Origin of the sequence: Mesorhizobium sp. M0296 (assembly GCF_040321675.1) — a bacterium.
In the GTDB taxonomy this organism is placed as follows: Bacteria; Pseudomonadota; Alphaproteobacteria; order Rhizobiales; family Rhizobiaceae; genus Mesorhizobium.
Window position 1 is genome coordinate 544,876 of sequence record NZ_JAMYRZ010000001.1, and the last position, 23,416, is coordinate 568,291.

Annotated in this window: 22 protein-coding genes and 1 pseudogene; 3 read left to right on the plus strand and 20 right to left on the minus strand. The window is 61.8% G+C overall.

Annotation, left to right across the window (positions count from 1 at the left end; all coding sequences use genetic code 11):
- Positions 1 to 13: 13 nt before the first annotated feature.
- The 11 genes from NKI97_RS02675 to NKI97_RS02725 all read right to left on the minus strand — a co-directional run bounded on the left by NKI97_RS02675 (position 14) and on the right by NKI97_RS02725 (position 11,490).
- On the minus strand, positions 14 to 1,348 hold the full coding sequence (locus NKI97_RS02675) for a sulfatase family protein (RefSeq protein ID WP_352448131.1): 1,335 nt from the start codon (positions 1,346 to 1,348) through the stop codon (positions 14 to 16).
- A gap of 22 nt (positions 1,349 to 1,370) precedes the next feature.
- A complete protein-coding gene (locus NKI97_RS02680) occupies positions 1,371 to 2,186 on the minus strand; it encodes a carbohydrate ABC transporter permease (protein WP_023675500.1) in 816 nt (271 codons plus the stop codon).
- A 7-nt stretch (positions 2,187 to 2,193) separates the two neighbouring features.
- Entirely contained in the window at positions 2,194 to 3,147 is a 954-nt protein-coding gene (locus NKI97_RS02685) for a carbohydrate ABC transporter permease (protein ID WP_352448130.1), read from the minus strand.
- A 145-nt stretch (positions 3,148 to 3,292) separates the two neighbouring features.
- Positions 3,293 to 4,399, minus strand: coding sequence for an ABC transporter substrate-binding protein (locus NKI97_RS02690; RefSeq protein ID WP_352832534.1), 1,107 nt, complete (start codon positions 4,397 to 4,399; stop codon positions 3,293 to 3,295).
- 200 nt (positions 4,400 to 4,599) lie between these two features.
- Complete coding sequence (locus NKI97_RS02695; RefSeq protein WP_352448128.1) at positions 4,600 to 5,412, minus strand: SDR family NAD(P)-dependent oxidoreductase; 813 nt, start codon at positions 5,410 to 5,412, stop codon at positions 4,600 to 4,602.
- Positions 5,409 to 6,410 (minus strand): sugar phosphate isomerase/epimerase family protein, encoded by a 1,002-nt coding sequence (locus tag NKI97_RS02700; RefSeq protein ID WP_352448127.1) that lies wholly within the window; start codon positions 6,408 to 6,410, stop codon positions 5,409 to 5,411. The genes NKI97_RS02695 and NKI97_RS02700 overlap by 4 nt, the downstream gene beginning before the upstream one ends.
- Before the next feature lie 37 nt (positions 6,411 to 6,447).
- Positions 6,448 to 7,221 carry an SDR family NAD(P)-dependent oxidoreductase gene (locus tag NKI97_RS02705; protein ID WP_352454144.1) on the minus strand — a complete coding sequence of 258 codons (774 nt, stop codon included), beginning with the start codon at positions 7,219 to 7,221 and terminating at the stop codon, positions 6,448 to 6,450.
- Between the two features lie 4 nt (positions 7,222 to 7,225).
- Positions 7,226 to 8,323, minus strand: a complete 1,098-nt coding sequence (locus NKI97_RS02710) for an ABC transporter ATP-binding protein (protein WP_352448125.1) — start codon at positions 8,321 to 8,323, stop codon at positions 7,226 to 7,228.
- Positions 8,324 to 8,333: 10 nt separating this feature from the next.
- Positions 8,334 to 9,236 (minus strand): carbohydrate ABC transporter permease, encoded by a 903-nt coding sequence (locus NKI97_RS02715; RefSeq protein WP_292660005.1) that lies wholly within the window; start codon positions 9,234 to 9,236, stop codon positions 8,334 to 8,336.
- Entirely contained in the window at positions 9,229 to 10,167 is a 939-nt protein-coding gene (locus tag NKI97_RS02720) for a carbohydrate ABC transporter permease (RefSeq protein ID WP_352448124.1), read from the minus strand. The genes NKI97_RS02715 and NKI97_RS02720 overlap by 8 nt, the downstream gene beginning before the upstream one ends.
- 57 nt (positions 10,168 to 10,224) lie before the next feature.
- Positions 10,225 to 11,490 carry an ABC transporter substrate-binding protein gene (locus NKI97_RS02725; protein ID WP_352448123.1) on the minus strand — a complete coding sequence of 422 codons (1,266 nt, stop codon included), beginning with the start codon at positions 11,488 to 11,490 and terminating at the stop codon, positions 10,225 to 10,227.
- A gap of 143 nt (positions 11,491 to 11,633) precedes the next feature.
- On the opposite strand from NKI97_RS02725, the pseudogene NKI97_RS02730 reads away from it, so the two are divergent.
- Together NKI97_RS02730 and NKI97_RS02735 are read left to right on the plus strand one after the other, a co-directional pair.
- Positions 11,634 to 11,807 (plus strand): annotated as a pseudogene (locus NKI97_RS02730) (ArsR family transcriptional regulator); the annotation flags it as partial.
- A 66-nt stretch (positions 11,808 to 11,873) separates the two neighbouring features.
- Positions 11,874 to 12,830, plus strand: a complete 957-nt coding sequence (locus NKI97_RS02735; protein WP_352821254.1) for an ROK family protein — start codon at positions 11,874 to 11,876, stop codon at positions 12,828 to 12,830.
- 68 nt (positions 12,831 to 12,898) lie between these two features.
- Here the strand turns inward: NKI97_RS02735 and NKI97_RS02740 are convergent, their stop codons facing one another.
- Positions 12,899 to 13,858, minus strand: a complete 960-nt coding sequence (locus tag NKI97_RS02740; protein WP_352832580.1) for a DMT family transporter — start codon at positions 13,856 to 13,858, stop codon at positions 12,899 to 12,901.
- Positions 13,859 to 14,255: 397 nt separating this feature from the next.
- Here NKI97_RS02740 and NKI97_RS02745 point away from each other — a divergent pair, with 397 nt between their 5' ends.
- Complete coding sequence (locus tag NKI97_RS02745) at positions 14,256 to 15,587, plus strand: PQQ-dependent sugar dehydrogenase (protein ID WP_352448121.1); 1,332 nt, start codon at positions 14,256 to 14,258, stop codon at positions 15,585 to 15,587.
- 127 nt (positions 15,588 to 15,714) lie between these two features.
- Here NKI97_RS02745 and NKI97_RS02750 read toward each other — a convergent pair whose 3' ends face one another.
- From NKI97_RS02750 to NKI97_RS02785, 8 genes are all read right to left on the minus strand, one after another.
- Complete coding sequence (locus tag NKI97_RS02750) at positions 15,715 to 17,223, minus strand: aldehyde dehydrogenase family protein (RefSeq protein ID WP_352452936.1); 1,509 nt, start codon at positions 17,221 to 17,223, stop codon at positions 15,715 to 15,717.
- Positions 17,224 to 17,384: 161 nt separating this feature from the next.
- Positions 17,385 to 17,729 carry a cupin domain-containing protein gene (locus NKI97_RS02755; protein WP_352452935.1) on the minus strand — a complete coding sequence of 115 codons (345 nt, stop codon included), beginning with the start codon at positions 17,727 to 17,729 and terminating at the stop codon, positions 17,385 to 17,387.
- 121 nt (positions 17,730 to 17,850) lie between these two features.
- Positions 17,851 to 18,096, minus strand: coding sequence for a cupin domain-containing protein (locus tag NKI97_RS02760; protein WP_502904527.1), 246 nt, complete (start codon positions 18,094 to 18,096; stop codon positions 17,851 to 17,853).
- On the minus strand, positions 18,093 to 19,367 hold the full coding sequence (locus NKI97_RS02765; RefSeq protein ID WP_352832539.1) for a glycosyltransferase: 1,275 nt from the start codon (positions 19,365 to 19,367) through the stop codon (positions 18,093 to 18,095). The genes NKI97_RS02760 and NKI97_RS02765 overlap by 4 nt, the downstream gene beginning before the upstream one ends.
- A gap of 17 nt (positions 19,368 to 19,384) precedes the next feature.
- On the minus strand, positions 19,385 to 20,458 hold the full coding sequence (locus tag NKI97_RS02770) for an ABC transporter ATP-binding protein (RefSeq protein WP_352452933.1): 1,074 nt from the start codon (positions 20,456 to 20,458) through the stop codon (positions 19,385 to 19,387).
- Positions 20,455 to 21,249, minus strand: a complete 795-nt coding sequence (locus NKI97_RS02775) for an ABC transporter permease (RefSeq protein ID WP_352832541.1) — start codon at positions 21,247 to 21,249, stop codon at positions 20,455 to 20,457. The genes NKI97_RS02770 and NKI97_RS02775 overlap by 4 nt, the downstream gene beginning before the upstream one ends.
- On the minus strand, positions 21,242 to 22,084 hold the full coding sequence (locus tag NKI97_RS02780; RefSeq protein ID WP_352832544.1) for an ABC transporter permease: 843 nt from the start codon (positions 22,082 to 22,084) through the stop codon (positions 21,242 to 21,244). Before NKI97_RS02780 ends, NKI97_RS02775 begins: the two co-directional genes overlap by 8 nt.
- A 106-nt stretch (positions 22,085 to 22,190) precedes the next feature.
- Positions 22,191 to 23,255, minus strand: coding sequence for a polyamine ABC transporter substrate-binding protein (locus NKI97_RS02785; protein WP_352832546.1), 1,065 nt, complete (start codon positions 23,253 to 23,255; stop codon positions 22,191 to 22,193).
- Positions 23,256 to 23,416: the final 161 nt, after the last annotated feature.

Sequence of the window (23,416 nt, forward strand, 5' to 3'; positions counted from 1 at the left end):
CGACATGACATGATCAGCTGTCGCTCAGCCGGATTTCATTCCAGCTTCCATGCCCGGCGGCAAGGATCTCGGGCCTTGCCTCGCCGGCCTCCTCCATCAGGGCAACGATGCGGCCTCGCAGCCATGCACGCGTCTCTGCGTGATCGGGCGAAGCTATGAGATTGGTTAGTTCGTTTGGATCGGCATCGAGGTCGTAGAGCCTCGCCTCGACATAGAAATCGCTGCCGGAATCCCGCCAGCCGTCTTTTCCCGGCGCCTCGACCTCATATTTCCACCGTCTGGTGCGCAACGCGCGGCCGACATGGTGCTCGCTGATTTGAATGAATATCTCGTCGCACGGCGGCCGTTCGCCCTGCAGCGCGTCGAGCAGCGAGACGCCCTGCATCGAATTGGGCACTTTCAGGCCGGCCGCGGCGAGCAGGGTCGGCGCGAGATCGACGAGGCTGACTAGGCCTTCATATGTGCCGATGCGCTGGAAGCCGGGGCCGTGGAATAGCGTCGGCACGCGGATCGACGCCTCATGACAGGAACGCTTGTATTCGTTGTTGCGGGTCTTGAAGTGACATCCGTGGTCGGAGGTGAAGAGGATGATCGTGTCGTCAAGCCGGCCAAGGCTGTAGAGCGCCTCGATCAGCCGTCCAAACGCCTCGTCGAGGCGCGCGACCATGCCCAGATAGCCGGGGAAATGTTCTGCTGTCGTGCCGCCAAGTGCGGCGAGATCGCCGGGAATGGCGAGCTTCTTGCGGATCCTGTCCTCGTATCCGAGCGGGGCAGGGTAGTTGTCCGTCTGGTTCTGGTGATGCGGCTCGAGGAAGGACAGGAATAGAAAGAACGGCTCGTCTTCCCTCGATGCGACATAGCGGATTGCAGCGTCGGTTAGGGCATCGACGCGGTATCCCGGCAGCTTCACCGCCTTGCCGTCATTGTCGTGGACGACGGTGTCGAAGGGGCCGGACGTGAACTCCAGGATGTTGGAGGCCAGCCAGTAGCGATAGCCGCCGCGTTGTTCCTGGGTGACCGGCTCGGCGGACCCCAGGTGCCACTTGCCGATGTAGGCGGTGTCATAACCTGCCGCGGTGAAATGATGCGCGAGCGTGCGCTCGCTCTTAGGCAGCGGGATGTCGTTGCGGTAGCAGCCGGTGATGGTCGGGTACCGCCCCGTCTGAAAGACGGAGCGGGCGGGGCCGCAAACGGGCTGGCAGGTAAACGAATTCGCCAAGAACGTGCCGGTCCCGGCGAGGCGGTCGAAATTTGGCGTAAGCTCGAGCGGATTGCCATGGACACCAACGGTATCCCAACGCTGCTGGTCGGTGAAGAAGACGATCACGTTCGGTCGGCGGGACGTCATAGGGTGCAATAACTCCGAATGGTCATTTCATGCCTGCCAGCATCACGCTGCGGACGAAGTAGCGCTGCGTGAAGAGGAACAGCAGCAGGCTCGGGATGAAGAGAATGATCCCGCCCGTCGCCGTCAGGTTCCACTGGGTGAAGAATTCCTGGTTGAAAAGCGTCAGTCCCGTCGTGATCGGCCGCATTTCGGTGGTGTTGACGGCGACCAGCGGCCAGAGGAATTCGTTCCACTGGAACACGAAGGTGAGGAGGGCCAGCGTCGCCAGTGCCGGACGGACCTGCGGCAGCACGATGCGCCAGTAAAGGCCGAGTTCCGAGCAGCCGTCCATCCGTGCAGCGTCAAGCAACTCGTCGGGAATCGGACGGATGAACTGCCGCATCAGGAAGATCCCGTAGGCGCTCATGGCGAATGGAAGGATAAGGCCCTGATAGGTGTTGAGCCATCCCATCCGCGCGGTGAGCACATAGAGCGGGATCATGCGGATGAAGAATGGGATCATCAGCGTCGATAGCACCGCGACAAACATGACGCGCTTACCGGCGAATTCCATCTTCGCGAAGACGTAGCCGATCAACGGATCGAAGATCAGATGGAGGAAGGTAATCCCGCCGGCGATGATGAAGCTGTTGAGCGTGAAACGCGCGAACGGCGCCTTCTGCCAGATGTCGATGTAATTCGTGAATTGCCACGTCTCGGGGATCAGAATCGGAATGCCGCTGAAGACGTCGGCATCGCTCTGCAGCGACAGCGAAAGCATGTAGAGGAACGGAAAGATCGACAGCGCCACGCAGAAGAGCAGCAGTAGGTAGGACGGGAGCGTTTTTGCGAATGTCATGCCAACCTCAATAGGTGGTTTCGCGGTTGAGCAGGCGGAACTGAACGAAGGTGATGGCCAGGATCAGCAGGAACATCAGGAAAGACAGCGCCGAGGCGTAGCCGATGTTGAGCTCGAAGAAGGCTGCCTCGAACACGTGTAGGCTGAAGAACCGCGTCGCGTCGGCCGGTCCGCCCTTGGTTATCAGGTAGGCCGGCGCCAGCTCCTGCAGCTGGCTGATCGTGCTGACGACCGCGATGAACAGCGTGGTCGGCGTCAACAACGGCCAGGTCAGATAGCGGAATTGCTGCGTCGGCGTGGCGCCGTCGATGGATGCGGCATCATAGAAGTCGGACGGGATCGACTGCAACGCGGAGAGGTAGATCAGCATGGCATAGCCGACATCCTTCCACACCGTGATGGCGATGAGGGTCGGCAGCGCGGTCGAGGTGTCGCCGAGCCAATTCTGGGTCGGCAGCCCAACCTCGGCAAGGAAGCTGTTCAAGATGCCAGTGTAGGGATCGAGAATTGCCTGCCACATCAACGCGACGATCACGAAGGAGGTGATGTAGGGAAAGAAGATGATTGCGCGGATCAGAGTGCGCCCCGGGATCGGCCGGTTGAGCACGACCGCCAGTCCGAGGCCAATAGCGATGCTGGCCGCGGTGACGCCTATCGCGAAGGCCAGCGTCACGAAGAGCGACTGCCGAACGCGCGCGTCGCCGAGGGCAGCAACGTAGTTGTCCAGTCCGGCGAATCGGCTCTCGCCGATCAGCGGCTGGCCGCTGTACAGGCTCGCCCAAAACTCCAGTCCTATCGGATAGAAGAAATAGACCGAGAAATAGAGGATTGCTGGCGACAGCAGCAGGTAAGCGAGAAGCGTTTGTCTGGTGCGCCGGCTGAGGCGGGCAGCTCGCCGGGTCGGCATCGCGCCGACGCGAATGTCCGTATCGGCCGTATCGGTGCTGCCGCTGACGATCATCGGCCTAGTTGTTGGCCAGGATGACGTTGGCCTCGGCCGCGAATTTCGGCATGATCTCGGCTGCTGGCTTCTGATTGTAGATGATATCCTCGAGCGCACTTTGCAGAAGCTTCTCGATTCGCGCGTGCTTGCCGGTGAGGCGCAGCTAGGCGGTGACGTCTTGCGCGTAAGGCAGGCATTTGCTGAAGCTGCCGATGACCGGATCGGCCTGAACCTCGGCGTTTTCGGCCCAGGATTTGCGCGGCATCGTCATGCCCGCTTCCTTGGTAGCCGCTAGTTCCGTGTCGAGCGCGACGAGCCGCTTCAACAACTCCCAGGCCTCCTTCGGGTGCTTGGCGTCCTTAGGGATCATCACGCTGACGCCGCCCGCGAACGTCGCCTGCACCTTGTGCTTGAGTGATGGCGCAACCGCCCAGTTGAGCTTCGGGTTGCCCGAGCGGATCGGCTTCACGTCCCACGGACCGGTTATGATCATTGCGACCCGGTTGGCCGTGAACAGCTTTTGCGGACCCTCATAGTCAGCACCCGCCGCCGGCTTGGTCGCTGCTTTTTCCTTGTGGATCAGGTCGGCGAGGAACTGGATCGCTTCGATCGCCTCAGGACTGTCGAGATTGACCTTGTTTGTCTTGGGATCGTAATAGCTTACGCCGTTCTGCAGCAGCCACGACGAATAATATCCGATGCTGGGGTTGGGAGCGAAGCCGAAGCGGGCGCCGGTCGTCGTCGCCTTGGCAACCTTCAGGAACTCCTCCCAGGTCGCAGGCGGCGCGTCGAAGCCCGCCTGCTTAAGCATATCGACGTTGTAGACGAGGGTGGCGCAGGTGAGGTGGATCTGGACGCCATAGTACTGGTCGCCAAGTTTGTTGCGCTCGACGGAATAGGCTTGCCAGTCGTCGGGATAGCCGATCGCTTTGCCGTCTTGTTCGATGAAGTCGTTCAGCGGCCGCAGCAGATTCCGCTGGCCGAATTCCTGCACCCAGCCGCCGGATTCGGCGACGAGATCGGGCGGGCTCTTCGCAGCAAAATCCGCCACCAGCTTGGTGCGCATATCCGGCCACTGGAATTTCTCCCACTGCACCGACCATCCGGTATGATCGGCCTCGAACTTTGCTATTGCATCGGCATAAGCTTGATAGGCGTGGCCGGCGTTCCAATAGAGCGTCAAGGTCTCGGCATGGGCCGCAGTCGCGGTCGTCAGGGCCACGCCCAAAACCATGCCGTGCAGGAATCCGACTGACTTGTAGCGGCTCATCTTGGTCTCCTCCTTGGTTTGCCAACCGCCTTCCTCACCAGGGGTGGCGTCATATTATTCGATTAATATACCCGCTATACCGCAGTTTTTGTCAAGCTCCGACTGTAATGCAGTGCATAGTTCTGGCCGAACTCGGGCGGAGCTATCTACAGCGCGCGATGCCGAAGTTGCTTCCGGTACCCGGTATGGACGATCGCGGCCTAACCTGGAAAGATCGTGAAACCGCCATCGACGCGGATTACCTGCCCGTTGATGAAGCGCGCGCGCGGACCGGCGAGGAAGGCAACCGCTTCGGCGATCTCTTCAGGCTCCGCATACCGGTTCAGCGATTTCTTGCTCGAATCCATGCGCTGTGGATCGACCACGCGGCTCGCCTGGAACCGTGCCGTCTTGGTGGCGCCGGGGCTCACCGCATTGACGCGTACGCCATCGTCGATCAGTTCCTTGGCGAGGCAGCGCGTATAATGGACGACAGCCGCCTTGAGCGTCGAGTAGACCACCTCGGGCGAGCATCCGATATGCGCTGCCGCCGAGGCGATGTTGATCACCGAGCCTGAGCCACGCTTGACCATCGGCGGAACGAACGCCTGGCAGACCAGCATCGTGCCGATGAGGTTGTTCTCGGTTAGAACCTTGATGTCTTCGTAGTCGATGTCCAGTGCGTTGTTGGGATTGGGCTTTACGCCCTTGGCGCCGATGTCGCCGCCGGCGCAGTTTACCAAGACGTGCACGTCGCCGAGCTCCGCCTCGATCTTCCTCTTCATTTCCGCGACAGCTTGCTTGTCGCCGATGTTGCCGGTGACCGCGGTGATGCGCGTCCCATGCTTCTCCAAGCCCCTGGCAGAGTCGCCGAGGTCCGCGAATTCGCCATATTGAGATGGCCGGGCCCAATCGAGGTCGTGGACCGCGACGTTTGCGCCAAGTTCGGCCAAGCGGTCGGCCATCACGCGGCCGAGGCCGCGTCCCGAGCCGGTGACGAAGGCGGTCAGGCCGCTGAGTTCTCGGGCAGTCATGCTGATTTCTCCATTGCAATGAAATCGAATTTCATCATGTTGGCGGCGCTGCGCCGGATCATGTCGAGCTCGTACGAAACGAGCGCACCGTCATCATCGCGCTCCCATGGCGTGCGGTAGTCGGCGTCGTCCGCAAGGCGGTTCAGGCGCGCAGCACTCAGGCAGGCCGCGAATTCGCGGGCGGTCTTCGGCGCATATCCGTTCCACCAGTCGTCGGTGAGACAGCGAACGTGACGGGCCTCCAGCGCGCCGGGCTCAAGCACCGCCGTCAGCGTGTCGTGGTGCTCGCCAAGGATGGCTGCCAGTTCGGCGAAAGGCACGGCGCCGTCGCCGATCGCGCAGCGGACCAGGCGGTAGCCCTCATCCGTGAACTGGACGCGATAGTCCTTGAGGTGAACGTGGCGGACATGGGGCGCGATCCGGCGCGTGAAGGCAAGCGGCGCCTCGCCGACAGGAAAGGTGTTGCCGGTGTCGTAGGTGATGCCGACACCCGGCCCGCCAAGTTCGCAGAACGCAACCAGTTCGTCGCTGCCGAAGTCCTGATGGTTCTCGATGCCGAGCACGCGTCCCTCGGCCGCCGCACGCGGCCCCCATTCCGTCAAGGCAGCGCGAATCGTTGCGTTGAACTCGCTCCATTTCGGACCCCACGCATTGCGGTCGCCGCACAGGACAGGCGTCAGTGCGATACGGATCGTCGTCGCCTCGAGCAGGCGCGCAGCCCGAAAGGCGTTGTCCAGCGGACCTGCCACTAGAAGTCCGCCGCTCACCACCGGGACGATGTCCAGCGCGGCAAGACGCCTGCGCAGGGCGACGATTTCGGCGTCAGTCAAGTCGGTCAACCAGGGTTCGTAGATCTCGAGCGTGCGTGCGCCCAGTTCCTGCGCCAGCGTGATGAAGCCTTCCAGCCCCACGCCGTCCGGATTGTGCCGCGGCGTGCCGCGGCCCTGCAGGCCGAGATAGTAGGTCAGTCCGTAAGGGTTGAGGCCGAGACGAAACATCAGCTTGGCGGTTCCAATGGAGAGCGGAGAGGCGTCACTAGCGCAGACCGGCATCGACGGTTATGGACTGTTTGGTGATCATGCGGCTGTCGTCGGCCGCCAGGAAGAGCACGGTGCGTGCAATCTCCTCGCCCAGCAGGACGCGGCGGATCAATTGCCGCTGCACCGTCTGGTCGACTGCCTCCTGCGTCTTGAACCACAGCTCGCGCTGCCGCTCGGTCATGACGGCGCCGGGTTCGATCGCATTGACGCGGATGTTATCCGGTCCGAACGACCGCGCCAACGCACGCGTCAGCGCCACCACGGCCCCCTTGGCGGTGGCATAGGCCACCATCTGGTCCGCTCCGAACCGCCAGGCAATGGAGGAGAAGTTTATGATCGAGCCGAAGCCGAGTTCCTTCATATGCGGATGCACTGCCTGCGCGGCGAAGAAGTGATGCCTCAGATTGACGTCGAAGCTGCGGTCCCAATAGTCGGCCGTTACCGCGTCGATGGGATGGCGCTGATCATTGGCTGCGTTATTCACCAGGACGGCAACCGGACCAAGCCGCGCGCGCACGCCTGCTACCGACGCCTTTAGCGCATCGACGTCGGTCACATCGCAATGGAGATATAACGGAGCCTGCCCGGCGGCACCAGCGAGCTCGCGCACCAACGCCTCCGCTGGTTCGTCCTGCACATCGAGAAAGGCTATCCGGGCGCCGTTCGCCACGAAGGCGCGGACCATATCGGCGCCAATGCCGGAGGCGCCGCCGGAGATCAGCACGACCCGATCGGTCAAGCTCGGATAAGTCGCGAATTGTACGGACATCAAACTACAGAAGCGCCTTGGTTGTTGGATCGAACAGACAGGCGCGCGACATGTCGATGCCGAGCGTTATCGTCTCGCCCATGACGGGAGCGTCATCCGGCTCGAAACGGCCGGTGATCTCCAGGTCACCCAGCCTGAGCACGGCAAGCGTCTCGGCCCCGGTAGGCTCGACCAATTCGACCGGCGCCTGCATGGACGCTACAGCAGGTTTGCGCGACTTCAGATCGGTCGTGAAACGGTAGATGTGTTCCGGCCGGATACCGAGCACGACGTCTTTTGGCGCGCCGGCGGGCATCGGCGCGGCAAGGGCGAGGCTGACGTCGCTGCCGTCAGCGGCGCGTACCGAGATGCTGGTCGAGCCCGTAAGCCGGGCGGGAATGAAATTCATCGCCGGCGATCCCATGAAACCGGCAACGAACATGTTGGTCGGCCGGTCGTAGATCCGTTTCGGCGTGTCGAACTGCTGTACCGAGCCCTGGTTCATCACCGCAATGCGGGATGCAAGCGTCATCGCCTCGACCTGATCGTGGGTGACATACACCGTGGTCTTGCCGACGCGATGGTGAAGCTTCTTGATTTCGGTACGCATGTCGACGCGCAGCTTGGCGTCGAGGTTGGACAAGGGCTCGTCGAACAGAAACAGCTTCGGGTCGCGCACGAGGGCACGCCCCATCGCAACGCGCTGCCGCTGGCCTCCCGAGAGCTGGCCGGGCTTGCGTTTAAGCAGCTGTTCGATCTGCAGGAGTGCGGTAACCCGCTGGACAGCTTCCGCCTGCGCCGCTTTTGGCACGCCGCGGCTCTCCATGCCGAAGGTGATGTTCTGGCGCACCGTCATGGTGGGATAGAGGGCGTATGACTGGAACACCATCGCAATATCGCGGTCCTTGGGTTGCACCGAGTTCACCAGCCGGTCGCCGATCCATATCTCGCCCGACGTGACGGTTTCCAGTCCGGCGATCATGGCGAGCAAGGTTGATTTGCCGCAACCCGACGGGCCGACAAGGGCGACGAATTCTCCGGTCTTAGCCTCGAGATCGATGCCGGCAAGAATCTCGAGCGAGCCGTAGCTCTTGTGAAGGTTGCGGATCATCAACGCGGACATGGGCGACGCCTCATTTTATGGCGCCCTGGGTGAGGCCGCGCACGAAGTATTTTCCACCAAACAGATAGATCAGCAGCGGAGGCAACGCGCCGATCAGCACGGCTGCGCTCATCACATCGTAAGCACGTGCGGTCGTGCCGCCGGCCGTGAGCGCGACCAGTGCCGCTGTGATCGGCTGCTGCTGGCCCGATGTGAAGACGACGCCGAACAGATACTCGTTCCAGATGCCGGTGAACTGCCAGATGACGGTGACGATCAGGATGGGCGGCGACAGGGGCAGGATGATCTTGCGGAAGATCCGCCAGAAGCCGGCGCCGTCGATGCGTGCCGCCTTGATCAGGTCGTCCGGTATGCTGACGTAGAAATTGCGGCAGAACAGGGTGGTGAACGAGATGCCCTGGACGACGTGGATCAGCACCAGCCCATATGTGGAATTGGTCAGGCCGAGCTTGCCGAGCAGGAACGCCCACGGCATCAGCGAAATCTGGCCGGGCATGAATACGCCGAGCAGCATCAGATTGAAGATCAGTTCAGAGCCCCTGAAGCGCCATTTGGAGAGGATGTAGCCGTTCATGGCGCCGAGAATGGTCGAGATGATGGTGGCGGGGATCGTCATGGCCAGGGAGTTGAAGAAATTGCGCTTCATTCCCTCGCAGGTACCGCTGACGCAGTAGGATCCCCAGGCCTGCGCCCACGCATCGAACCGGAAGCTGCGCGGTACGGAGATGAGGCCGTTGCGGGCAATCTCCGACTGCTCGCGCAATGAGTTGAAGATCACTACCAGCAACGGCACGAGATAAACGACCGCGAAAAGCGTCAGCACGGCATAGACAAGGAAGCGGCTCCAGAAATGCCGGCGCGTGGCAGCGGCTTCTTCCGGATCAAAACGGGCATTAGGGGCAATTTCAGCCATTGCGGCCCTCCGCTCGCCGGCGCCAGACGATCCACAAGGAATACGGCACCAGCACCACCGCGACCGCAGCGAGCATCATCATCGCCGCGGCGGCACCTTCGCCGATTTGGCCGCGCTGGAACATCAGGTCGTAGACATAGATGGCGGGGAAGGTGGTGGACACACCTGGGCCGCCTCGCGTCAACGCCGCCACCAGGTCGAAGGTCTTGATGGCGAATTGTATCTGAATGACCGCCACCGCCAGGAATATCGGGGCGATGGTTGGCAGGATGACCCTGCGATAGGTCCGGAAAACCGACGCGCCGTCGATTTGCGCGGCCTTGACGAGATCCGGATCGACCGACCGCAGACCGGCCAGGAAAAGTGCCATTGCGAAGCCGGACGACTGCCAGATACCGGTTATGATCACAGCATAGATCGCCGTATTGCGGTTTGCCGTCAGGGCGAAGCTGAAGTCGGTCCAGCCAAGCCCGCGAACGAAGGCCTGGATACCGTCGACAGGATTATAGAGCCAACTCCACACCGTACCGGTGACGATGAAGGACACCGCCAACGGGTAGAGGAAGATGGTGCGCCAAGCCGCCTCGCCGCGGACGCGCTGGTCGATCGCGATCGCGAGCAGCAGGCCAACGGCCATCGAGCCAACGATATAGAAGCCGCTGAACAGGAAGAGATTCGTATAGGCGATGTTCCAGCGCCGGTTTGCCCAGAGCGAAGCGTAATTGTCCAGGCCGACGAACCCATAGGTCGGCAACAGCGACGAATTGGACAGCGAGATGTAGAGCGTCCAGAGCGTGAAGACGAAAACATAGATGAAACTCGCCGCTATCGACGGCGCCAGCACCAGAATGGGCACCATCGTGCCCAGGCGCTCGCGCCACGGACGGGCCGCGGCAGCTGCAGCTGGTACCATCAGATCATGGGTGGACATCGGGCTGCTCCGGCGAAGTCTGGCCGGGCGCTTCGCCCCCGGCCATCATCGGCAGCGTCACTTCTGCGCTTCGGCCGCATCCGCCATCGCATTGGCCGCGTCCTGCGCACTCATATCCGGCGTCGCTACAAACTCGGTGATGGTATCCATCATTGCGCCGCGGACTTTTTGCGGCACCGTCATGTTGTGCGCCATCGAACGGACGAGCGTTCCGGCGGCGATCGAGGCTTGCAGATCCTTTTGCGAGAGTTGCTGGCAGGGATTGAAGCCGTTCGAAAGATCGACGTCGAGGCGGGCCGGAATGGACCCTTTGGTCTGATTGAAAATGGTCTGGAATTCGGGCGACAGGATGATGCTGGCAAGCAGCTTCTGTCCCTCGATATAGTCCGGGTCCTTCTGCTTGAAGAACACGACCGAGTCTGAATTCAGGATGAAACCGGGCTTGCCCCAATCGGTCGGCGCCTGAGCGCAGACATAGTCGGTGCCCTCCTTGAAGCCGCCGGCCGTCAGCAGGCCGATCGTCCAGTCGCCCATGATGTGGAAGGCGGCCTCGCCGCGGCCAACGAGATGCGACATGGTATCCCAGTCACGCCCGTTCATGCCGGGGTCCATGTACTTCGAGGTCATGGTGCGAAACTGCTCGAAGGCCTTGACCATGCCGTCGCTGCGCATGGCGTCGACGTCGCCCTCGACGAAAGCTTTCTTGTAGAGATCGAGGTCCTGACCGTACACGACCACTTCGAAGACGGTCGAGTCGGTCCAGTCGGCGGTCGAGTGCGAAATGCAGATCTTGCCGCTGGCCACGATCTTGTCGCAGGCGGCGTTGAATTCCGCCCATGTCTTCGGCATCTCGGTGACGCCCGCGTCCTTCATGACCTTCGGCGATGCCCACAGCCAGTTGATGCGGTGGATGTTCATCGGCGCGGCCACCCAATTCCCGGTCGGCTTCATCACCGGCAGCAATTCGGGAGCGACGACTTTCTCCCAATTTTCCGCCTTCGCCAGGTCGTCGAGATTGGCTGTCATGCCCGTCTCGTTCCATTCGGCGATCTCGGGGCCCTTTAGCTGCACAGCGGGAGGTGCATTGCCAGCGATCACATCAGCACGCAGTTTGGCCAATGTATTGGCCGTATGGCCTGCGATGGAGGTCTGCTGCCAGGTGCCACCCTTGGCGGTAAACATCTCGCCGAGCTTGGCGATAGCCTGGGCGTCCGATCCGGTGGCCCATTGATGCAAGAGGTTGGTCTTCGGCTCCGCGAGGGCTGTTCCGGTAATCAAGGTGAAGGCGGTAGCGGCCGCAAAGGCCGTCCTCAGGTATTTCATCGTTTCACTCCCATATGTGATGCACGGTTCGTATCGACCGCTTGTGGCCCGCGATTTGAGGTCGTGGCCGGCGAGATGCAGTAATCTCCGTTCTTTCCAAGATGACATATTTGGGCTATCAGTCAACGTGCTTTGTGCTCATCATGAACAAACCTTCGCTTAGAAATTGGCTGATCGACAGGCCGTCGGCGTCGCCGGAGAGCCTGATCGTCCGATGCCTGCGCGAGCGCGGCGTGCTTTCTGCGTCGCAAATTACCCGCATTACCGGTTTGGCGCGGTCGACGGTTTCAACCGCGCTCAACGGCTTGAGAAAGTCAGGGATGGTGATCGAATCCTCGGCCCATCATGACGCGGCCAGGGGTATCGGCAGGCCTGCCACGACATTGACGCTCAATCCCGCTGCGGGCACCTGCGTCGGCATCCATCTGGGCCTCGACGAGATGCGGTGTGTCGTCGCTGACGTCTCGCATTCTTTCGTTGCCGAACAAACTATCCCCATGGGTCTGGACTACCAGCCGCAACAGGCGGCCCAGCTCGCCAAGTCAGTAATTGCCCGATGCTACGAAGAGAACGGTCTGCCGATGGCGGGGCTCCTGGGGGTTGGGGTCTCCGTCTCGGGCCCAGTCAGCCGCGAAGGAGTGGTGCTGCGCGCGAGTATCGTTCCGACCTGGGCCGGGGTCAACATCCGCGATGTGTTCGGGCCGGTCCTTGAACAGCCGATCTTCGCCGACAATGAGAGCAACTGCTCGGCCATTGCCGAGCTGATGTGGGGTGCGGCCGTCGGCCAGGACGATTTCGTGCTGTTCAAGGTCGATCTGGGCGTCGGCGGGGCCATTGTCCAGCACGGTCGGCTGGTGAGCGGCATCGCCGGCGGCGCCGGCGAATTCGGGCACATCAGCATCGATCCCGGCGGCGACCTTTGCCGGTGCGGCAATCGAGGATGCCTGGAGCTCTATGCCAGCTTTGCCGGACCGCTCGAGCAGATTTCGCGCATCGTGCGGCGGCCGGTCACGATGGACGACGTGATCATGATGGCCGAGGAGGGCGACGTGAGGGCGCTGCGGATGATCGAGGACACCGCCGAGTTCGCCGGCCGTGGCCTTGGCCTGATCGGTTCGGTTCTCAATCCGCCGCTCATCATCATCAGCGGCCGCATGGCCCTGGCGGGCGACATTCTCCTGGCGCCACTGATCGCATCATATGAACGCCACACGCTCATCAAGTCCCGCGATGTGGCGCCTGCGCTGCGCACGCGGATAATCGTTGGCAAGCACACGGAGAACGACGCATTGCTCGGCGCGGTCGGCCTCGTGCTGCGCCACAACAGCCGGCTTCAGTGACCCGGCTTGCTTCGGGTGGCGCTCTGATTTTGCGAGCTGCTCGCCGAAGCAGCGGAACTGATGTTTGCCTACGCGACACGCACCGTGCGCTGCCTCGGCTTGATCGCGGTGGCGAGCAGCAGGCAGGCGATGATGAAGGCGGCGCCGGCGAGATCGTAGTCGTGCAAGCTTTCGCCAAGGACCAGATAAGCGAGAACGGCGACGAAGGCGGTCTGGAGATAGAGCAGCATGCTGGCGCGCCCCGCACCAAGTGTCTCGACGCTACGGTTGTAGAGATAGTACATCAGAGCGCCGCCGGGGCCGGCAACATAGGCGAGAGCCAGAAGGCCGTTCGCATGCAGCGCCGAACGATCCCCGGAAAACAGTTCCCAGAGATAGAAGGGCAGTGCGGCCAGCGCGCCGGCTCCCAGCAGCAGGACCACCATCGGCAGAAGCTCGATAGCGAATTTGGCGCGACGCAGCAGCACGGTGTAGAGGCCCCAACAAAACGCGCTGCCGACGATCCACAACTCGCCGGGATTGAACTGCAGCTGCATCAGCGCGGCAAGGTCGCCGCGCGCCACGATCACCACCATCCCGGCCAGAGCGACCAGCGCTCCAAGCGCTTTCCAGATACCGAGGGGCTCGCCGAGCACGAAGCGGGCAAGCACCATAGTCATGATCGGCGACAGCGCCATGATGATGCCGGCGGTTGTCGCGTTGGTGTAGTTGAGGCCCGTGTAGATCATGCCCTGACACAAGGTTAGCCCGATAGTGCCGATGACCAGCACCTCGATCACCCGGGATTGGATCAGCACGAGCATCGCCCCGTGATGACGATGGACGATAGGCAGCAGGATCGCGCACGCGAGCGTCAGCCGCCAGAAGCAGAGCGCCCAAGGCGGCATCTCGGGGGCAACCCACTTGGCGGCGATATAGACGCCGGCCGACAGGAGCCAGCAGAGCGTCGCGAGGGAATAGGCGAGCGGAAGTGATGCGCCGGGTGTCGCCTTCGCTACACTTGGATGTGCTATCGGCAGCGATTGGATATCCGTCTCCTCCCACCGCAGACTTTAGCAGATTTGCGGCGTCTTGCTAAGCAGCAACAACAGCTGTTTCACCAGCTGGTGCAATCGGTGGGTCGTTGTGGTCCCGCCGTTCACGGTCTCCTTCCATTCGAACGCATGTTGGCCCATGAGCAACTCGATACCGAAAAGCGCAAGCCGTACCGATTTCGCGCGATACAAATGTGAGATGCATATTGCGCGACAGATATTCGCGCGGTTGCCACAATCTTCTCGCGCCATATTTCTACCGAGCGCAGATCTGTCGCGAATTCCTGGCCCTCGGATTACGAGCGCCGCTGTTTCGAAGCAATTGGAAGAATAAGCCACTGACTTCCGTTTGCACAAAGAGCGCGACACAAATCGATGCGGAGGACGTCCGATGCATGCCGGCTTCCCAGGAAGCGTACTCGTAGCGGTGTTGGGCACCGTCATGGCAAGCTGCGCTGGCATTCCGGCGCAAAAAACCGGGGCAATATCCGGCTATGGCCCCAACCCCACATTACCGAAACCAAGACCGACGCTGATCCCGACTGTTAACATCGCCGAGGCGAAAGGCTGGCAGAAAGAAGGTATGCCGACCCCGGCGAAGGGGCTGACAGTGAACGCCTTCGCCACCGGCCTCGACCATCCGCGCTGGCTACATGTGCTTCCGAACGGCGACGTGCTGGTTGCTGAAACCAATGCCCCTGCCAAGCATGACGAAGGCTTCAGTCTTAGAAAGGTCTTCATGGACCTGGCTATGAAGCGGGCTGGCGCCGCGACCAAAAGCGCCAACCGCATCACGCTCCTGCGCGACACCGATGGCGACGGCATTGCGGATGTGCGCACGACGTTCGCGGAAGGCCTCAATTCGCCCTTCGGCATGACGCTGTCCAAAGGCAAGCTCTATGTCGCGAATACCGATGCGCTCGTCGCTTTCCCCTACTCCAATGGCCAGACCCGAGTCAGCACGTCGCCGGAAAAGATCATCGACTTGCCGGCCGGGGACCTCAACCATCATTGGACCAAGGACGTGATCGCAACTCCGGATGGACGCAAGCTCTATGTCACCGTTGGTTCCAACAGCAACGTTGGAGAAAACGGCATAGCCGCGGAGAAGAACCGCGCCGCTGTCCTTGAAGTGGATCGGTCTACCCGCCGCACTCGGGTCTTCGCCTCGGGCCTGCGCAACCCGAACGGGCTCTCCTGGAATCCTGAGACTGGCCAGCTTTGGGTCGCCGTGAACGAGCGTGACGAGATCGGCGACGACCTTGTGCCGGATTACATGACCTCGGTTCGTGACGGCGCTTTCTACGGCTGGCCCTACAGCTACTACGGACAGAACGTCGACAAACGCGTCAAGCCGCAGCGCCCCGATCTCGTGGCGGCAGCGATCAAGCCCGATTACGCCCTGGGCTCTCATACCGCCTCGCTGGGACTGACCTTCTCCAAAGGCGCGCAACTCGGTCCGGCCTACGGCAACGGCGCCTTCGTCGGCCAGCACGGCTCGTGGAACAGGAGTGTGCGCAGCGGTTACAAGGTCATCTTCGTGCCGTTCCGTGGGGGCAAACCGAGCGGTCTCCCGAAGGATGTGCTCACCGGCTTCATCGGGCGGAATGGCGAGGCGATGGGCCGTCCGGTCGGCGTCGCTATCGATCAGACTGGCGCACTGCTCGTCGCCGACGACGTCGGTAATGTCATCTGGCGGGTCCGCCGGGCGAACGGCCGTTGAGCGCAGGTGGCCTTTCTGATTCCGATCTCACCAGCCTTCGGCTACAGCGCCACGCCCGATATGGCTGCATTCGGCGGAGACGGATATCCTAAACAATTAGCTAGCAGCACGCCCGAAGATAGTCGTGTCAAACATGCTTGCGCCCGCCTGCCTCGCGGAACCAGCTGTCAGGATAGGGATACCACCAGCCCTGAATCTCCGGTCTGTGGTCGATGATGACCATCTTCGAGCGGCGGAATGCATCCAGACCCTGGCGGCCGAGCTCGCGGCCGAGGCCCGAAGCCTTCCAGCCCCCGAACGGCAACGCGTCATTGTCTATCAGCGGATTGTTGACCCAGACCATGCCGGCCTCGAGCCGCTCCGCGGCCTCATGCGCTTCGGCAAGATCGGTGGTGAAGACCGAGGCGCCGAGACCGAAGGGGCTGTCGTTGGCAAGCTCTATCGCCTCGTTGAAATCCTTGACCCGGCAGATTGCGGCGACCGGCCCGAAACACTCTTCGCGCACGATTGCCATATCGGCGGTGATGCCGGTCAGGATGGTCGGCTCGTAGAACCAGCCTACATTATGTGCCGGCGGAATGCGTCCGCCGGTGATCGCTTTGGCACCGCTGCGGATCGCATCGTCGACCAGCCGGATGACCTTCGCACGCGCGGCCTCGCTGACCAGCGGTCCGATCTCGGTTTTGTCGAGGCCGTTGCCGATACGCAGCGCGCGCGTTTTCTCGGCAAACAGATCGACGAAGCGGTCGTGAACGGCATCAACCACGAAGAACCGTTCGGCCGAAGTGCAGACCTGGCCAGTGAGATGGAAGGCAGCCGTGACGCTGCCGGCAGCCGCCACGTCCAGTGGGGCGTGTTGGCTGATGATCAGGGGATCGCTGCCGCCGGCCTCGATGACGCAAGGCTTCATGCGCTCTGCACATGCGACGGCGACAGCCTTGCCGGCGGCGACCGAACCGGTGAAAGCAACCGCATGCGTGCGGTCCGAGGCGATCAGCGCCTGCGCCGTTGCTGCTCCGCCTGGCATGCAGGAAACCAAGCCCTCCGGCAGGGAGCGAAACACGGTTATATAATCCAGCGTCGACAATGTTGTCGCTTCGGCGGGCTTGATCACGCAGGCATTGCCGGCGGCAAGCGAGGCGGCGACGGTCCAGCACATCAACAGGATCGGAAAATTGTAAGGCATGATGTGCACCGACGTGCCGTAAGGCTCGTAGCGGGCATACTGGAACGAACCGGCCTGCGTCGTGCCGGCGATCTTGCCGGCGTCGTCACGCGCCATTTCGGCGTAATAGCGGAAGATCGGCGCGCAATTGGCGATCTCGCCGATCGCCTCCGGATAGGGTTTGCCCATCTCGTGCACCATCAGCTCGGCGCAGCGCGTGAAGTCGGCCGCTTCGATGGCGTTCGCGACGGCGTGCAGATGCCGGGCACGGCTCTTGGCGTCGAGCTTTTTCCAGGCCGTTTGCGCCTTGGTCGCTGCGGTGAGCACGGCGTCGATCTCGCCGTCGCTGGCTGCGGTAATCGCGCCGACGGTTTCGAGCGTCGCCGGATCGATCACCGGTTTTGCCGCACCGGTCATTGGCCGATAATCCGGATTGACGAAGAAGGTCGGCCGGTCAGGTGAAAAGTCCATTCTGTCCTCCCGTGTGCACGGAACCTTTTTGAGAATTCACCCTGCCGAGACAGGCGGCGTGGTTTTCGAGAACCGAAGCGGAGCGGACATTAAAGTCCGTGAGCATCGGAAGCGGAGAAAACGGCGTCAGGTGTCCGGTAGGGTAGAATTATCGAGAAGGTTCAGCGGATCATGTAAACTTTCTTGATGGTCTCGTGGACGGTGCAGACGCCCTTCCAGTCCTGCGGAAAGAACGCTGCGGTGTCCGGTTCGATCTCGATCACCTCGCCGGATTCGTGGACATAGGTGCAGCGTCCCTCGAGGAAATGGCAGAACTCGTCGCGGGTGACGTGGCAGCGCCATTTGCCCGGCGTGCAGACCCACAGTCCGCATTCGGAGCGGCCCTCCGGCCCCTTGTGCAGCAGCTTGCCGGAAGTGCGGGATTCGCCCTCGATCAGGGTGGGGATGACGCCCCAGTCGACCAGGTCGGTGAGGGCGAGCGGCGATTTCATGATCGGTGTCGGCATGTCGGGAGCTCCAGTGGCCGGCTTTAGGCCAGCATGTAAACGTTGCGGATGGTCTCGTGGACGGTGCATTCGCCGGTCCAACCGGCCGGGAACATGACAACCGTGGCGGCGGATACCTCGATCACCTCGCCGTCGTCCGATCTGTAGGTCGGCCGGCAACGAAATGGCACAATTCGTCGCGCGGAATCGCCAGCCGCCAGCGACCGGGTGTGCAGACCCAGATGCCGGATTCCGGCTGGTTGTTCGGCCCCTTGTGCACCAGCCTGCCGGTGGAGTGCGAAGCGCCTTCCAGCGCGTCGGGCTGGGTGCCCCAGTCGACGAGGTCGGTGCGGGTCGAGGCTTGCTGGAGGTGTGGGGCTGAGATCACAGCAATTTCTCCAGCAAAGCAGCCGCTTTCTCCGGGCCGTTCTGCGACTGCATCTGGGCCGACGTCTTGGCCAGCTTGGCCTTGATTGCCGGGTCGGTCAGGCAGGTTTCGATCCTGGCGATGAGCTCGGCGTCGCTCCAGTCGTAGCGCGGCATGCCGAAGCCGTGGCCGGTCTCCTCGACCCGCGTCGCATTGTCGTGGCCGTCCCAGACGTAGGGCATGATGATCGCCGGCTTGCCGAAATACAGGCACTCCGTGAACGAGTTGTTGCCGCCATGATGGATCACCGCATCGACCTGCGGGATGACCGAGGGCTGCGGGAACCAGCTCTCGACGATGACGTTTTCGGGCACTTGCGCGTACTGCTCCTTGTAGCCGCCGACATTGACCAGCGCCCGGTAGCGCGTCTTGCCCAACGTTGCGACGATGCGCTTCAGCAGATCGACATCGCCGGCGCCAAGGCTGCCGAAGGAAACATAGAGCAGCGGCCCGTCATTATTCTTCGCAAAAACCGGCACGGTGTAGGGCTTCTCCTGCCGCACGCAGCCTTCCAGATATTGGAATTTTGCCGGGTCGAGCGGATAGCGGCGCATGAACTTCGCCGCCTCGGGATAAAGCAGCAGATTGAGGTACGGCGAGGCCTCGAAAAACTGGCCGATCGGACACGGCGCTTCGTTGTTCGCTTTCAAAAACGCATTGAAGTTGTCATGGATCGGCTTGATGACGGCGTTGAAATGGTCGCGGTAACGCCGATGGCAGGCGTGGTCGTTCTCGCCGCAGCCGGACAGATGTGGCGGGATGTCCTCGTCCTCGATCTCGTTTTCCGAGCAGGAGATGACGCGCACCCAGGGCTTGCCATACTGCTTGATTGCCGGGAACAGGATGACGTTGTCGACGCAGATGACATCAGGCTTGATCGTCGCAAGCACGCCAGGCAGATCCTTCTCAGCCCATTTGGCGCTGTCGACGATCGCCGTCCAGCAATCCTTCACGTAATTGTCGACCTGGTCGTAGGGCGATTTGCGGAAGTTCGGGATGTGGCCGTTGATGAAGTCTTCCCAGAACTTGGCCATCTGTTCCGGCGGCATCGGCTCGGACAGGTTCACCGGATGAGCCTCGAAGCCGTAGCCCTTGTAGACGTCGACGAAACCGGGGTCCGACAGGAACACCGCTCTGTGGCCGCGCGCCTCGATCGCCTGGGCTATGCCGACGGAATTGAGCGCGGGGCCATAGGCGGCCTCCGGAAAGAACGCGATCGTCTTCTGCGTCATGAGAGGTTCTCCTTCGATCAATCTGCGAAAATTCTGACGTCAGCCGCATCCCAGCCGAGCTCGACTGTATCGCCCGACGAGACCGGGCGGCGGTCGGCGGCGTCGGCGGTGACGCGCACCAGGAACGGCTTTGGCGACAGGGCGGTGCGGACGTGCAGCTGCAGATCGAGTCCCTGATAGGCCAGCGCCTCGACCGCGCCGAAGATACGGTTGGCCGTTTCTGCCGACGGGAACAGCCGGATGCGTTCGGGCCGCACTGAAGCTACCGCCGCAGCGCCGGGCGAAATTGTTGCGGGAACATCGCCGGCGATCCGCACGCCGTTGCTTGCCAGCACGCCGTCGCCGGCGGCTTTGCCCGGTACGAAATTCATGACGCCGATGAAGTCGGCGACGAAACGGTCCCCCGGATGCTCGTAGACCGCATGGGGTGTATCGCATTGCAGCAGCTTGCCGTCCCTGAGCACTGCCATACGGTCGGCCATGACGAGCGATTCCTCCTGATCGTGGGTGACGATGACGAAGGTGATGCCGACCTCGTGCTGCAGCCGCTTCAGCTCCAGTTGCATGGCCCCGCGCAATTTCTTGTCGAGTGCACCAAGAGGTTCGTCGAGCAGAAGCAGCCGTGGTCGCTTGACCAGCGCTCGGGCAAGCGCGACGCGCTGCTTCTGCCCGCCGGACAATTGCTCCGGCTTGCGGTCGGCGAAGGCAACGAGTTCGGTCGTCGCCAAAATGGCGTCGACACGGGAGCGGATTTCCTTTGCAGGCAAGCGTTCCATTTCGAGGCCGTAGGAAACATTCGCCCTGACGCTCATATGCGGAAACAGCGCATAGGACTGGAACATCAGATTGACCGGCCGCTTATTGGGCGGGGTCCTAGCGATGTCGCGGCCGTCGAGCAGGATGCGCCCGTCATTGGGCGTCTCAAAGCCGGCCAACATGCGCAGCAGCGTTGTCTTGCCGCAGCCCGAAGGTCCAAGCAAGGCGAAGAACTCGTTCTCACGGATATCCAGCGAAATGCCGTCGACCGCCGTCACCCGGCCGAACTTCTTCGACACGTTGTCGATCGCCAGCAGCGTGCGGGGCTCGTTCATTGGCCGATCACTCCACGGTTGAGCCGCTGCGACAGGGTCAGCGCGGTGATTGAGACCGCCATGACGATAGTCGCCAATGCATTGATCTCCGGCGTGATGCCGAAGCGAATCATCGAATAGATCTGCATCGGCAGCGTGGTCGAGGCGCGGCCGGCGCCGGCGGTGAAGAAGGCGATGATGAATTCGTCGACCGAAAGGGTGAAGGCGAGCAGCGCGCCGGCGACGACGGCAGGCAGGATCACCGGCAACGTCACCCGCCGAAATGTCGTGAGCGCGGAAGCACCGAGATCGGCAGAGGCCTCGACGATCGACCAGTCGAAGCTTTTCAGCCGCGCGCGCACCACGGAGCAGACGAAGGCGAGATTGAAGACGACATGGGCGAGGATGATGGTGTGCAGGCCCAAGGTGAGATCAAGCATCGAGAAGAAGCTGAGCAGCGCGATCGCCAGCACGATGTCGGGAATGATCATAGGCGCAAAGATCAGCGCCTCGAGACCTTTGCCGTATTGCCGGCGTATTTCGACGCCGATCGCCAGCAGCGTGCCGAGCAACGTGGCGATGGCGGTCGAGACAAGCGCCACGATCAGTGTGTTGAGCGCGGCAGAAAGGATTGCGGCGTTTCCGATTAGCGAGACATACCATTTCAGCGAAAAGCCCGACCAGACGGTCGGCAGCCCGCCTTGGTTGAACGACAGCGCCACCAGCGCGGCGATCGGGATGTAGAGGAAGGCCAGGACCAGTGAAAGCACGAGCCAGAGCGCGCGCCTCGTGGCGAGGGAGCGCTCAGCCATCGGCGCCTCCTCTCGCTTCGGCGGTACGGCCCGAGGCGCGATCAGCAGCCAGGGCCTGCGCCGTCAGCACCAGCAGCATGATGGCGATCAGCACCATTGCCAGTGCCGCACCGAAGGGCCAGTCATTGGCGGTCAGGAACTGCTCGTAGACGACATTGCCGATCATCTGGAAGCGCCCACCGCCGAGCAGAGCAGGGGTCACGAAATTGCCGATCGACAGCACGAAGACGAAAACAGCACCGGCGGCGATACCCGGCACGGTCAGTGGCAGGATGACCCGGCGAAATGTGGTCGCGGCCGACGCGCCGAGATCGCGCGAGGCCTCTGCGAGCTCCGGATTGAGCCGCGACAGCGGCGCGTAGCAGGCCAGGATGACGAAGGGCAGATAGTTGTAGACCAGACCGGCGATGACGGCGCCTTCGGTATAAAGCATCGACGGCGGCTCGCCGGTGTAGCCGAACCAGCGCAGCAGTTTTGTGATCAGCCCTTCGCGGTTGAGCAGCACGATCCAGGCATAGGTACGGATCAGGTAGTTGGACCAGAAGGGCAAGACGGCAAAGAACAGAAACGCCGGCTGCAGTTGCCGGGGTGCTGCCGCGATCGCATAGGCGGCGGCATAACCGATCACCACCGCGACCAGGGTTGCCGTGCCGGCAATGCGCGCCGAATTGAGGAAGATGCCGGCATAGAGCGGGTCGAACACCAGCCCGAAATTCTCCAGCGTGAAAGTGTAATCGATGCCGCCATAGATGCCGCGCCGGAAGAAGGCGAGCGCCAGCACCAGCGCGCATGGCACGACCATCAAGGCGGTGAGCCAGGCCAGCGCCGGCGTCATCAGCAAGAATGAGCGAAGTCTTGTTTGGGACAAGATTGCGGTACCGCATTCAACGGTCGGCGGCGAAAACCCCGCCGTCGACCGGGATCTCTGATTTTGATGTCGGTTATTGCGCGGCCTTGATTTCGCTGACGATCTTCGAGTAGTCGCGTTGGGCATCGCCGACATCGCGCAACTGCTCGAACTTGACCAACTCTGCCATCGGCATGCTCATATTGGGAAATTTGGCGAGAAAATCCGCCGGCAGGCTTTCCATAGCCGGCTTGTTCGGTACCTTGTAGTCGATGTTCTGGGCCGCCCAGGCGTGGTTCTTGGCGTCCAGCATGAAGTTGATGAACTGGAAGGCGGCGTCCTTGTTGGCCGATGCCTTCATCACGACCATCGTATCGACCCAGAGATCCGAGCCTTCTTTCGGTATGGTGTATTTAATTTGTGGATTCTCGGCGATCCCGTAATTGCACCAGCCATCCCAGGCCTGAACCATCAGCGCCTCGCCCGAGACCAGCTTTGAATAAAAGGTCGTGTCGTCATAGGCCAGCAAGGTCTTCTTGGCCGAGATCAGCAGGTCCTTGACTTCGCCGAGCTTTGCCGGATCGGTCTCGTTCACCGAATAGCCCTTGGCGAGTTGGCCGGCGGCAAGCAGCCAGCGGTCGGTGGCCAGCATCGTCGTCTTGCCCTTGAGCGCATCGGACGGGGCGAGAAGGTCGTTCCAGCTCACCGGCTCCGCCTTCACCAGATCCGAACGGTAGCAAAGGCCGGTGGTGCCCCAAGTGTAGGGCACGGAAAAATTGTTGCCGGCGTCGTGCGGCAGCTTCGCCGCCTCGGAGTAGAGATTGGCGAGGTTAGGGATCTTGGCATGGTCGATCGCCTCGATCAGGCCGAGCTTGTTCAGCACTTCGGCGAAGGGCGAGGAGACGAAGACCACGTCATAGCCCTTGCCGCCGGACGCGACGAGCTTGCCCATGATCTCCTCGTTAGTGGCGTGAACCACGACTTCACCGGAGACACCGGTCGCCGCCTTGAAAGCTTTCATGGCATCCGGCGCCATGTAGCCGTCCCAGTTGGAGATAACGAGGTCGGAGGCAGCCGCCGGCGCTGACAGCGCCAGGCCAAGGCCAAGTGCGATCAAGGATTTCCTTAACGGACGGTGCCGCAGGGTGGTGGTGGTCATGACAGACTCCCATTCTGGTTGATCATCGAACTTAGTCGTCGGACCAGCGCTTGCAGCCGTAGCCGCTTTGATCCTGTTCCCCGGTCTTTTTATTGCCGATTGACCTCACAGTACTATTGCAGAAAAAAGTACGTCAATCCATGATTTGTCAAACTAGGTGA